We start from the raw sequence: 12,438 nt of genomic DNA on the forward strand, positions 1-12,438 counted from the left end.
GCCAAGTACGGTAGTGACAATGAAAGTTGCACGTATTAATGATATGGGTGCTTTTTTGGACGCACAGACGGGAAATACAAGTGATGATATTTTACTACACAAGATGCAACAGACTGTGCCAGTAAAAGTCGGTGAAAAAGTACGAGTATTTCTTTATAAAGACCCGCATGGCAGACTCACTGCTAGTATGCGAGTGCCTAAAATGCGCGAAGGACAGATTGCTCGCTTAAAAGTAATTAATACAAGTAAAGATGGTGCATTCTTAGATGTAGGAGCTGAACGCGGTATTTTCATGCCGTATGCAGGAATGCGCGGTAAGCTTCAAGTCGGTGAAATTGTTTGGGCAAAATTATATACAGATAAATCGGGTAGATTGGCTATGACGATGAAAGTTGAAGATGAAATGCGTAGAGCCTCTCGCCCAGCCGAAGATGTAAAAATAGGCGATATGGTTACAGGTTCTGTATATAATTTGACGGAACAAGGTGCATTTATTTTTACAGAAAAACGATATATTGCTTTTTTATCTAAAAAAGAGATGACAGATAAACCGCGTGTCGGACAGACTTTATCAACGCGTGTCACCTTTATACGTGAAGATGGGCGAATTAATGTTTCCATGCGTCCAGCAAAAGAAAAAGCCATTGATATAGATGCAAATATGGTACTTGAAGTATTAGAAAATCGTGGTGGAAAAATGCCGTATTGCGATGATACTTCTTCAGAAGTTATTCGAGAAAGATTTGGCATCAGCAAAGCGGCTTTTAAAAGAGCGTTAGGTCATCTTATGAAAGAGGGCAAAGTAAAGCAACAAGATGGCTGGACTTATTTAAAATAAAATTCAGCTTAAAGCTATCTGACAATATTTGCCGGATAGCTTTTTTATTAAGAAAGGGGAGCTAATGTGCTTACAATTAAAGAGTTTAGAAAAGTACAATCTTTAGAAGAAGCATATGAATTGAACCAAAAGAAGACAAATCGCATTATCGGTGGTATGTTATGGATGAAAATGCAAACAGGTAATGTGAATATCGCCATTGATTTATCAGGTTTAGGACTTGATACGATAGAAGAAACTGATGAAGAATTTTCTATCGGAGCTATGGTTACATTGCGCGATTTGGAAACGAATAAAAGTTTAAATGAATATACAAATAACGCTATGCGTGAAGCTATGCGTCATATTGTCGGCGTACAATTCCGCAACTTAGCTACAGTTGGCGGTAGTATTTTTGGTAGATATGGTTTTTCTGATGTATTAACTATGTTCATGGCACTCGATAGCTATGTACAGCTTCATCATGCTGGTATTGTACCGATGAGTGAATTTGCTAAAATGCCATATGATAATGATGTATTGGTGCGCATTATTGTAAAAAAAGTACCTCTTAAATGTGCATATTTATCACATCGTCAAACTAAGACAGATTTCCCTACATTAGCTGTTGCAGTCAGTCATCACCATGATAAATGGCAAGCTGTATTAGGTGCAACACCTCATCGTGCTGTGACTATCGCTGATGAAAATAATTTATTGAATAGTGATTTTAACACGGAAAATATAGAAAAATTTGCTGAATATGTAAAAGATACGGTTAAGACAGATTCCAATATCAGAGGTTCTGCGCTTTATCGCAAACATTTAGCATATGTTTTAGTAAAACGTGCTTTATTATCTATAAGGGGGATTGACGCATGATTTTAAATTTATGGCTTAATGGCAAACGCTTATCAGAAGAAATCAGTGCTGATACACTGCTCATAGATTTTGTACGTGCTCATGATTGTAAGAGCGTTAAAAGAGGTTGCGATACTTCTAATTGTGGTCTTTGCACTGTATTTGTTGAAGATAAACCAGTATTGTCTTGTTCAATGCTTGCGGCTCGTGTTGATGGGAAGCATGTCACGACATTAGAAGGTTTGCAAGAAGAAGCAAAAGAATTTGGCACATTTATCGCTAATCAAGGTGCTGAACAATGCGGTTTTTGTAATCCTGGTTTTATCATGAACGCTATCGCATTATTTAGAGAAAATCCAAATCCAAGTGATGAGGAAATTTTAGAATATCTAGCAGGTAATTTATGTCGTTGCTCTGGCTATGAAGGACAACTCCGCGGCATTCGCGCTTTTCTCGATTATAAAAATGGAGGTGCCAAAGCATGAAATATGTAAATCAACCAATTATGAAATCTGATGCAATGGCACTCGTTACAGGTAAGCCTGTTTATCTCGATGATATCGCGCCAGAAGATTGCCTCATCGTTAAAGTTTTGCGTAGCCCGCATGCAAATGCCATTATTGAAAATATTAATACGGCTATAGCTTCTAAAGTTCCAGGCATTGTAGGCGTCTATACGTATAATGATGTCAGTCAAAAGCGTTTTACTATGGCAGGGCAGACTTATCCAGAACCTAGCCCATATGATAGATTGATTTTAGATAAACATGTTCGTTATGTAGGCGACCCTGTAGCTATCGTAGCTGGTGAGACAGAACAAGCAGTAGATAGAGCTTTAAAAATGATAAAAGTAAAATATCAAGTTTTAGAGCCACTGCTTGATTTTCGCAAAGCGAAAGACAATGCAAATTTAGTTCATCCAGAAGATAATTGGCGTTCACTCGTGCCAGTTGGCGCGGACAATAAGCGCAACCTTTGCTGTAGCGGTTGCGAAAGTGAAGGCGATGTAGATGAAGTTTTAAAAAAATGTGATGTAGTCGTTGAAGGCGTATACCATACAAAAGCATGTCAACAGGCTATGATGGAACCATTTTGTACGTATTGCTACATGGATACTTATGGCAAATTAAATGTAATCAGTTCCACACAGATTGTTTATCATGTACGCCGTATTGTAGCTCATGCGCTCGACATTCCTCAATCTAAAATAAGAGTGACAAAACCGCGTATCGGTGGTGGTTTTGGTGCAAAACAGACTGTCGTTGCTGAAGTTTTCCCTGCATTTGTAACGTATAAAACAGGTAGACCATCGAAGATGATATTCACGCGTACAGAATGTCAAATCGCTTCATCGCCACGTCATGAAATGGAAGTTTCTGTGCGAGTTGGTGCAACAAAAGATGGTAAGATTGAAGCAATTGATGTATATACTTTATCCAATACAGGCGCATATGGTGAACACGGTCCAACGACTGTAGGTCTTTCTGGTCATAAATCCATTCCACTTTATCGTGGATTAAAAGCATTTAAATTTGAATATGATGTAGTTTATACAAATAAAATGAGTGCTGGTGCTTATCGTGGTTACGGTGCTACACAAGGTATCTTTGCTGTAGAGTCTGCTGTAAATGAATTGGCGGCTAAACTCAATATTGACCCGATTAAATTGCGTGAAATGAATATGGTACAAGAAGGCGACCATATGCCAGCTTACTATGGTGAAACAGCTACAAGTTGCGCACTAAATCGCTGTGTAGAACGTTGCAAACAGATGATTGGCTGGGATGAAAAATATCCAGTGCGCGATATGGGCAATGGCAAAGTTAGAAGTGTTGGTATCGCCATGGCAATGCAAGGCTCTGGTATTACAAATGTCGATGTTGGTTCTGCAAGTATAAAATTAAATGATGAAGGAAATTATACTTTATCCTTTAGTTCTGCTGATATGGGAACAGGCTGTGATACAATATTGGCACAGATTGCTGCTGAAACATTGATGTGCGATATGGAAGATATCGGCGTTTGTGCTGCTGATACGGCTGCTACACCGTATGATTCTGGTTCATACGCTTCTAGTACAACATACGTAACAGGCAAAGCGACAGAAAAAGCTGCATTAGGGTTAATTGAAAAAATTAAAGCATTCGGTGCTAAAATGTTAAAATGTGATGTTGCTGATACTGATTTTGATGGAAAAGCAGTTCAAAATAGACAAAATGGAGAAAGCGTATCACTTAGTGATATTGCTGTAGCTTCTATGTGCGGTAACTGTGATGAACTTGTCAACACCGTTACAAACAGTATGCCATCATCTCCACCACCATTTATGGCTGGCGCTGTAGAAATCGAATTGGATAAAGAAACAGGCCATGTGGAAATTCTCGATTATTATGCTGCTGTAGATTGTGGTACACCAATAAATCCAAACCTTGCACGAGTACAGACAGAAGGCGGTATTGTACAAGGTATTGGTATGGCATTGTATGAAGATGTAACTTACAACGATAAAGGCGTTTTAGCTGAAAACTCTTTAATGCAATATAAAATTCCTACACGTATGGATATGGGGAAATTACACGTTGTTTTTGAAAACAGCTATGAACAATCTGGCCCATATGGAGCAAAATCCATCGGTGAAATTGTAATAAATACACCATCACCGGCATTGGCTCATGCTATTTACAATGCGACTGGCGTTTGGTTTAAAGAATTGCCAATCACAAGTGAAAAAATAGCTATGGCTTTGCTTAATAAATAAAAGATAAAAGGAGATTTATCGTATCTTTGATAAATCTTCTTTTTTATTAGTAGGTGAGATTTTATGGATATTACGAAGAAAAAAATCGCTTTTGCCATTTTGATTGCTATTTTTCTTAGTGCTTTTGAAGGCGTTGTCGTTTCTACAGCAGCACCTGTGATTGTAAAAAGCCTGCATAATTTTGAGATGATTAGCTGGATTTTCTCATTGTATTTATTGGCTAGTGCGATTTCTACGCCGATTTATGGCAAATTAGCCGATTTATATGGCAGAAAACGCATGTTCATCATCGGTATAATAATTTTTCTAATCGGTAGCTCATTATGTGGAATGGCACAGAGTATGCATCAACTCGTCTTCTTTCGCATGGTACAAGGTATGGGTGCCGGCGCTATCTTAACCATAGGTTTTACGATAATAGGCGATATATTCACTTTAGAAGAGCGTTCCATTGTGCAAGGCGGTATCAGTACGGTTTGGGGTGTAGCTGGACTTATCGGCCCTTTGCTCGGCGGATTTTTAATCGATTATTTATCATGGCATTGGATATTTTTTGTCAATATTCCATTTGGCATTTTCTGCATTTATATTTTAGGAAAATATGTGCATGAGCCTGAATTGACGAAACATCCCACTATTGATTATATCGGTGCATTGTTACTTTCTATAACAATCGGTTCATTTTTATATGGAGTAATGATTATTGGTGAAAATTTTAAAATGGCAATGATTTTATTTGCTATAACGATTATTGTAGGCATTTTGTTTTATTTTCAAGAAACGAAGACGAAAGAACCGATTGTTCCGCTATTTATTTTGAATAAAGGTTTAGTAATAGTAAATTTAATCACGTTTGGGATTTCTTTTATTTTAATTGCTAACAGCGTTTATCTGCCTTTGCACATTCAATCTATAATGGGATATAGTGCAACGATTGCGGGCGTTTCTTTGATTGGGACTTCTGTAGCATGGTTTTTAAGTTCCATATCTTTAGCTACGCTCATGAAAAAGTTTGAAGCTAAATACATTGTAATGTGTGCTTGCGCTATTTTGATTTTTAGTTGTTATTTGATAAGTTCATTGACGATTAATTCAGAGCTTTGGCAAATGGCGATTTATGTATTTTTCTTTGGCTTTGGTTTTTCGGGTACGCTCAACACACTCACTTTTATCGTGCAAGACTCTGTTTCATACGACAGGCGCGGTGCGGCAGTAGGGCTTAATATGCTGACGCGCACGCTTTCCCAGACAGTCGGCGTTACGATACTCGGTGCCGTTATAAATATTTATGCCGACAGTTTTATTTCGGCAAACGGTTTGTCCGGCATTACCATGCAGGATTTTTATGACAATACTGCGCCACTGTATCATGAACTGTTGCGGGAAGCTCTGTTTTTTGCCTTAAGTCATGTATATTCAATCAGTACGGCTGTAGCGGTTATCTGTTTCGTTCTGGCTTATTTCGTTCCCAAATATCAACAGCAGAAATAATATTTGGAAGGAAATTTATTTGGCTTATAAGCTGAATTAAGACAAAACAAAAAAGGACTAGAAAAAATCTAGTCCTTTAAATTGTAAGGAAAGATTGATTTTATGAATAAAAAATTATTAACAAGTGATGAACTAATTAAACATATGAAACAAAAAGGTATCACTTTCAATGTAGTTGATGAAAAAAAGCTAAAAATTTCTTATAAGAGCATAATTATTATTTCAAATTAGCATCTTATCGTAAAAACTATAATAAAATCTCTTTAGGTGAACGGAGTGGACAATATATAGATTTAGATTTTGCATATTTAAAAGATTTATCAACGATAGATTGTCATTTAAGATATTTAATTCTTCAAATGTGTTTAGATATAGAACATGCTTTAAAAATAATGTTATTGCATGATATAGAAGAAAATCCCATTGAAAATGGATATCATATAGTCAATTTATGGGATAGTGCTAATCGACACAGAGATAAAATTTATAAACATTTAAATACTTCATATTGTAAAGAGTTGATAAATAAATATCATCCTGATTATCCGGTTTGGGTGTTAGTAGAATTAATATCCTTTGGTGAGCTATGTAAATTTATTGAGTTTTATAATAAAATTTATCCTAAACGCTTATCTTTTGATGCAAAATTATTATTTCTTGTTCGTGATTTAAGAAACGCTTGTGCTCATAATAATTGTCTTATACATAATTTACGAGCGGATTATCATTCAAAGTCTAATCCCACGTTATTAAGACAAATACAAACTATACAAACTATTAGCAAGCGCGTACGAAATGCTAAATTGAAGAATAAGCCCGTACATGATTTCGTTTGCTTATTGTTAGTATATCCTTTGATTGTTAAAAGTGAACACTTAAAGAAGATGCGAAAGGATGAGTTAATAATGCTTATACGAAAACGCATGATGAAACATGCAAATTACTATAATAAAAATGATGCTATAAAAACAACATATATGTTTATAAGAAAAGTACTATTTAAATTTATCAAAAACTATTGACGTAAAAGTTATTTACATGTATAATTTAGCTACTAGCAAAACCGTAAGGTTTTATCGAGCGCGCGTTATTTATTTGACAAGCGCTTTAATTTTTTTTTGGATGATACATCAAAAGCTCTACAGTTTGTCTGTAGAGCTTTTTTTATAACAAAATAAGTCAACCCCAGGGGCAAAGGAATTCTAAGCAAATGCCTACTCCCATTCGGGAACCCAGCCGTATCCTTCACAAGTTGACTTTGTACTTTCATTATAATAAAATTTTTCTAAATGTCAATTTTTCTAACATATCAAGGATTAATTATTAGACCTTTTAAAAATTAATATTAGTTCGATTTCTTAAATAAATTTAGAAGGTTGCAAGTGATATTGTGGCAACATAGGGAAAATTCGTGTTTATAAAAGAAAAAACTTAGGTAAACAAAGAGTGATGAAAAGTAGATTTAAAACAGTTAAAGGAGTGCATGTTGCTGTTCAGTCTGTTTTTAATAAGTTGCTGCTTGGTAAAAATGTAATTGAGAGTAATGTTCTTTTGCTGAATATGCACAAATATAGTTAAATGAATATAAATCATCAATAAAAAAATCGATTTTTAGAAATGCAACGTATATAATACATTTGGTATGTAAATATTTCGGACAGAAGCCATTGAAAAATACTTGCTGAAGCCGGTATTTTTTTAGAAGTTATCAAGGAAAGATTAGGATATTCAGACCAAATTAACGCCAGATATATATTTGCATATTATATCAACAATAAAAGAAAATGCTGTTAAAATATTTGAAAAGTATACGTTCGTGTAAAAATGGCAATAAATTATTCATTTTTTTAACATATAGCATAAAATTATTTAATTAATAGGAGGTTTTCTATGATACAGTTATTGCCTGTTTTGTCCGGCATTATGTGGGGTTCTGCCGGTATCTTTGTAAGAATTTTAACTGAATACGGTATGGACAGTATAACCATTGTGGAAAGCAGGGTTGTTCCCGCCGTAGTTATCCTGTTGTGCGGTCTGTTCATTACGGACAAAAATCTGCTTAAAATAAAATTGAAAGATGTGTGGATTTTTCTGTGTACCGGCGTTTTGAGTATGCTGGGTTTAAATCTCTGTTACAACGAAGCCATAAAAGAGCTGACACTGTCACTGGCGGCGGTGCTTTTATGTCTGTCTCCCGTTTTTGTGCTGGGGCTGGCGGCTGTTATTTTTAAAGAAAAACTTACGAAGCAGAAAATATTCTGTGCCGTTTTGGCATTAATCGGCTGTGTTTTATCGAGCGGCGTTCTGGAGGAAATCGGCAGTGTGAAATGGACAGTATTCGGAATTTTCATCGGTGTACTGAGTGCGTTTTTTTATGCACTGTACAGTATATTCTCCAAAGTCGGCATGATGAAGAACTACCATTCGCTGACGATTACGGCATACAGTTTGCTGGCCATATGTATTGCACTTATACCGCTTGCCGACTGGCGTACAATGGGCGGCATTATAGAAGCTTCGCCTTTGCCGATGAGCGGTTTTTTTCTGCTTCAGTCGCTCATAACCTCAATATTGCCGTACGTACTGTTCACCGTGGCGCTGAATTATGTTGAAGCGGGCAAAGTGGCGATACTGGCTTCCAGTGAACCGGTGGCGGCTCTGTTTTTCGGTATAGTTTTCTACAATGAAATACCGACCGTGCTGTCATTTTGCGGGCTGGTACTGGTATTGGTGGCTTTGGGATTGCTGTCCGTTCCTTTTAAACGGAAAAAATGATATGCCTGTCTACATTTGATAAGGCGCATTATTGACAAAATAAAATTGATGATATAGAATGAAAAACCAAAAGAATATTTTGCTTGTCTTAGCTTTGTAAGGACTATAAATTTTTCTGTTTCTGAACATAACAGGGTTTATAGTCCTTTTTTGTTATGGAATGTTAAGGAGGAAGATGTTTTGAGTATATTTTTTAAGATTGCAGTAATTATTCTGGGTTCTATTATAGCGGCGTACGGAATAACGCTGGCGATAGGAGCGGGTTTTGGCGGGGCGACGCTGGCTGTTTTATGGGAGGGCGTGGCGTATACTTTTGATATTACTATAGGGACGGCTTCATTTGCCGTTGCTTTGCTGATGATAGCGTTTGCTTTGATATATGATAAAAAACAGATATATATAGGCACGATTATCAATCAGATTTTTTACAGTTATTTCATTGACGTTTTTACGCAGCTTCATCAGTATCCGGAAAATTTTTATCTGCAACTGTGCATTATGCTGCTCGGTATTGTGCTTTTTGCCGTAGGTACGGGTATTTATGCTTTTGTCGACTGGGGACGCGGCTCTTATGAAGCTGTAACGTTTGCCATAGTTGAAAGAAAACATTTTCAGATAAAGACGGTACGAATGGCACTTGACGCGGCAGTAGTTATAATAGGTATGCTTTTAGGTGGACAGTTCGGTATCTGTACGATATTGACCATTCTGCTTTCAGGACCGATAATTCAGCTGACAATAAAGGCGTTGAAGAGATGTTTGTGAGATGATATTTCAGCCTGATATAATGTTATGGTATACTAATATTGATTATGAAAATAACTGGAGGATAAAATGAAAGATCATTTAGTAAAAGCTATTGCTGACGGTGTACGCGTTTATGCAGCCGTTACAACAAATTTGGTAAATGAAGGAATTAGACGTCATGAATGCTACCCAGTTGCTTCTGCAGCTTTAGGTCGCACTATGACAGGTGCGCTTTTATTAGCGGCTAATCTTAAAAATAAAGAATGTATAACAGTAAAATTTTGCGGTGATGGCCCACTTGGTAATGTAGTGGCTGATGCTACACCAGAAGGTTTTGTGCGCGGTTATGTGCAACATCCGCATGTTGATTTGCCATTAAATAGTAAAGGAAAATTAGATGTTGGTGGCGGTATCGGTGCAGGTATCGTATCTGTAACTCGTTTTACAGGGCTTAAAGACCCAATTACAGGCAGTTGTGAAATCGTAACTGGTGAAATTGCAGAAGATTTGACTTCTTATTTATACGTATCAGAACAGACTCCATCTAGTGTGGGACTCGGTGTACTCGTTGATACGGATTTAAAAGCGGCTGCTGCTGGCGGTTTCATCATTCAGCCATTACCTGATGCAAGTGATGAAACGATTACAAAATTGGAAGAAAATCTTAAAAAGATAAAACCAGTATCCACTATGGTACATGAAGGATTAGATGCGCGTGGCATTATCGCTAAACTCTTAGATGGATTTGATATAGAATATTTGACAACAACTGATTTAGCGTTTAAATGCCAATGCTCTAAACAGCGCATTGAAGATATGCTCATGACACTCAATAAGCACGATTTACAATCTTTAATTGATGATGGTCATGCTGAAGTTTGCTGTCATTTCTGCGGTGAAAAATATCAATTCACTAAAGAGGAATTAATCGCTTTATTGCATGTTTCAGAAAAGTTAAATTCAAATAAATAAGAAGAGATTAGATAAGCTAATATTGAATGAATAATTTTTATGATATAATTTTGATGTTAGGAAATAAATAAGGAGGAATTTTTTTGTTCGAGTTGGTAGTTAACGGAGCTTTTGAAGCAGCTCATCGTTTAGTGGATTATCCAGGAAAATGCAACAGATTACACGGTCATAGCTGGACTGTAGAAATGTCTGTTATTGGCAATAAACTAGATAAAATAGGCATGGTAGCAGATTTTAAAACTTTAAAAGCAATGCTCATGGAAGTTTTAGATGATATGGACCATCAATATTTAAATGAATTAGAAGCATTTAAAGAAATCAATCCAACAGCAGAAAATTTAGCTCAATATATATACAATACATTGAAACAAAATGAAATTTTCAATGGTACTGTAAAACTCAATTATATTAAAGTTTGGGAATCACCAAAATCTGCTGTTATTTATAGAGAGGACGTATAAAGTGCAAGCTGGAGTTTCAGAAATTTTTTCTTCTATTCAAGGAGAGGGAAAATATGTTGGTTGTCGTCAATTATTTATTCGCTTAATCGGTTGCAATATGAATTGTCCGTATTGTGATACGAATGATGTAGCACATGATAAGACAGTACCTTGCATATTAGAAAAAGCAGCTGGCTATCAGGGCGATTTAAAACTCGATAATCCTGTAGATATAGAAGACTTAATGCCTTATATAAATTATCGCTTGCAAAGTCCGCATCATTCGATAAGCATAACAGGTGGAGAACCGCTTTTATTCACAGATTTTATACGTGATTTAGCTCAAAAAGTAAAACAATTTAATGTACCATTATTCTTAGAAACGAATGGTACTTTGCCACAGCAGTTGGAAAAGGTAATAGATATCATAGATATTATTAGTATGGATATGAAATTGCCTAGCGATGTACAAAAAGCGTATTGGCAAGAACATGAACAATTCTTGCAAGTGGCTAAACAAAAAGATGTTTATGTAAAAATCGTAGTTTCTGCTGAATCAACAGAAGAAGATTTTGTTAAAGCATTGGATATAATAAAAAATGTAGATGAAAATATTCTATTAGTTTTACAGCCGATAACTCCGATGGGGGGATTGCATGAAGCGCCTCCACAAAAAATGCTCGATTGGCAGAGTAAGGCAATGCAGGTATTAAAAAATGTGCGTGTAATACCGCAAACACATAAAATGATGAACCAATTATAAGCTTATGAAGCGATTTTATAAGTTATAAAATAAAAAATCGTTGCAAGGAAGTGTTTAATTGCGAATTTTATTGGTTAATGATGATGGTATTTTTGCTGAAGGCATAAACATTTTAGCAAAAGAATTGACAAAAAATCATGAAGTATATATCTGTGCTCCAAAAGGTGAACAAAGTGGCATGTCTCAAGCTTTATCAGTTGGAATACCGCTCAGAGTAAAAGTAGAGAATTTGCCTATATCTGTAAAAAAAGCTTTTAGTATTGATGGAAGACCAGCAGATTGTACTAAATTAGCGCTGGAAGTATTGTTAAAAGATGAACAGATAGACATGGTTATCTCGGGCATAAATAAAGGTGCAAATCTTGGTACAGATGTGCTTTATTCTGGTACAGTAGGCGCAGCACTTGAAGGGTATAATCATAAAGTGCGTTCTTTAGCGGTGTCTGTTTCGAGTAAATCAGAAATTTCTTTTGAACAGATAGCTAAAATTGTGGCAAGTAAATTAGATGATTTTTGTAAAACAGATAATTTATTTATGTATAATATAAATTTTCCTATTGAATTAAATAGTGGTAAAATAGAATTTGTGTTTACAAAACAAGGTTTTCGTCGTTATGAAAATGAATTTGATACTGTTGTTTTAGATGATGGCAGTATTGCTTATAAAATGCAAGGTAGAGCAAAAGATATTGGCAATGATGAATTTACAGACATTGCTACAGTAAATCGAGGCTGTATTTCTGTAACACCATTAACCTTGGAACGTACAGATTTTATAAAGCTAAATAAATTAAACAGTTAAATAATTTGGAGG

11 protein-coding genes and 1 pseudogene are annotated in these 12,438 nt (G+C 35.8%); all 12 read left to right on the top strand.

Annotation, left to right across the window (positions count from 1 at the left end; genetic code table 11):
- Positions 1–19 precede the first annotated feature (19 nt).
- On the top strand, positions 20–838 hold the full coding sequence (locus CKV65_RS01995) for a CvfB family protein (protein ID WP_197695398.1): 819 nt from the start codon (positions 20–22) through the stop codon (positions 836–838).
- 66 nt (positions 839–904) lie between these two features.
- Positions 905–1,699, top strand: a complete 795-nt coding sequence (locus tag CKV65_RS02000) for an FAD binding domain-containing protein (RefSeq protein WP_027889234.1) — start codon at positions 905–907, stop codon at positions 1,697–1,699.
- The gene (locus CKV65_RS02005; RefSeq protein WP_027889235.1) at positions 1,696–2,163 is read left to right on the top strand and encodes a (2Fe-2S)-binding protein; all 468 of its coding nucleotides are present in this window, start codon (positions 1,696–1,698) and stop codon (positions 2,161–2,163) included. The genes CKV65_RS02000 and CKV65_RS02005 overlap by 4 nt, the downstream gene beginning before the upstream one ends.
- Positions 2,160–4,436 (top strand): xanthine dehydrogenase family protein molybdopterin-binding subunit, encoded by a 2,277-nt coding sequence (locus CKV65_RS02010; protein ID WP_027889236.1) that lies wholly within the window; start codon positions 2,160–2,162, stop codon positions 4,434–4,436. The genes CKV65_RS02005 and CKV65_RS02010 overlap by 4 nt, the downstream gene beginning before the upstream one ends.
- Positions 4,437–4,499: 63 nt before the next feature.
- Positions 4,500–5,927, top strand: a complete 1,428-nt coding sequence (locus tag CKV65_RS02015) for an MFS transporter (protein WP_027889237.1) — start codon at positions 4,500–4,502, stop codon at positions 5,925–5,927.
- Positions 5,928–6,148: 221 nt separating this feature from the next.
- A pseudogene (locus CKV65_RS02020) lies at positions 6,149–6,949 on the top strand (Abi family protein); the annotation flags it as partial.
- 868 nt (positions 6,950–7,817) lie between these two features.
- Entirely contained in the window at positions 7,818–8,702 is an 885-nt protein-coding gene (locus CKV65_RS02025) for a DMT family transporter (protein ID WP_027889238.1), read from the top strand.
- A 180-nt stretch (positions 8,703–8,882) separates the two neighbouring features.
- A complete protein-coding gene (locus CKV65_RS02030) occupies positions 8,883–9,467 on the top strand; it encodes a YczE/YyaS/YitT family protein (RefSeq protein ID WP_027889239.1) in 585 nt (194 codons plus the stop codon).
- A gap of 69 nt (positions 9,468–9,536) precedes the next feature.
- Positions 9,537–10,421 carry an Hsp33 family molecular chaperone HslO gene (hslO, locus tag CKV65_RS02035; protein WP_027889240.1) on the top strand — a complete coding sequence of 295 codons (885 nt, stop codon included), beginning with the start codon at positions 9,537–9,539 and terminating at the stop codon, positions 10,419–10,421.
- Between the two features lie 83 nt (positions 10,422–10,504).
- A complete protein-coding gene (gene queD / locus CKV65_RS02040; protein WP_027889241.1) occupies positions 10,505–10,882 on the top strand; it encodes a 6-carboxytetrahydropterin synthase QueD in 378 nt (125 codons plus the stop codon).
- A gap of 1 nt (position 10,883) precedes the next feature.
- A complete protein-coding gene (locus CKV65_RS02045) occupies positions 10,884–11,624 on the top strand; it encodes a 7-carboxy-7-deazaguanine synthase QueE (RefSeq protein ID WP_027889242.1) in 741 nt (246 codons plus the stop codon).
- 58 nt (positions 11,625–11,682) lie between these two features.
- Positions 11,683–12,426 (top strand): 5'/3'-nucleotidase SurE, encoded by a 744-nt coding sequence (surE, locus tag CKV65_RS02050; RefSeq protein ID WP_027889243.1) that lies wholly within the window; start codon positions 11,683–11,685, stop codon positions 12,424–12,426.
- Positions 12,427–12,438: the final 12 nt, after the last annotated feature.

Origin of the sequence: Megamonas hypermegale, from assembly GCF_900187035.1 — a bacterium.
Taxonomy (GTDB): Bacteria; Bacillota; Negativicutes; order Selenomonadales; family Selenomonadaceae; genus Megamonas; species Megamonas hypermegale.

Bases quoted from the DNA above. Each gene is read 5' to 3' on its own strand.
- CKV65_RS02025 (WP_027889238.1), top strand. From the start codon at position 7,818: ATGATACAGTTATTGCCTGTTTTGTCCGGCATTATGTGGGGTTCTGCC.
- CKV65_RS02010 (WP_027889236.1), top strand. From the start codon at position 2,160: ATGAAATATGTAAATCAACCAATTATGAAATCTGATGCAATGGCACTC.
- CKV65_RS02005 (WP_027889235.1), top strand. From the start codon at position 1,696: ATGATTTTAAATTTATGGCTTAATGGCAAACGCTTATCAGAAGAAATC.
- hslO (WP_027889240.1), top strand. From the start codon at position 9,537: ATGAAAGATCATTTAGTAAAAGCTATTGCTGACGGTGTACGCGTTTAT.
- CKV65_RS01995 (WP_197695398.1), top strand. From the start codon at position 20: ATGAAAGTTGCACGTATTAATGATATGGGTGCTTTTTTGGACGCACAG.
- CKV65_RS02015 (WP_027889237.1), top strand. From the start codon at position 4,500: ATGGATATTACGAAGAAAAAAATCGCTTTTGCCATTTTGATTGCTATT.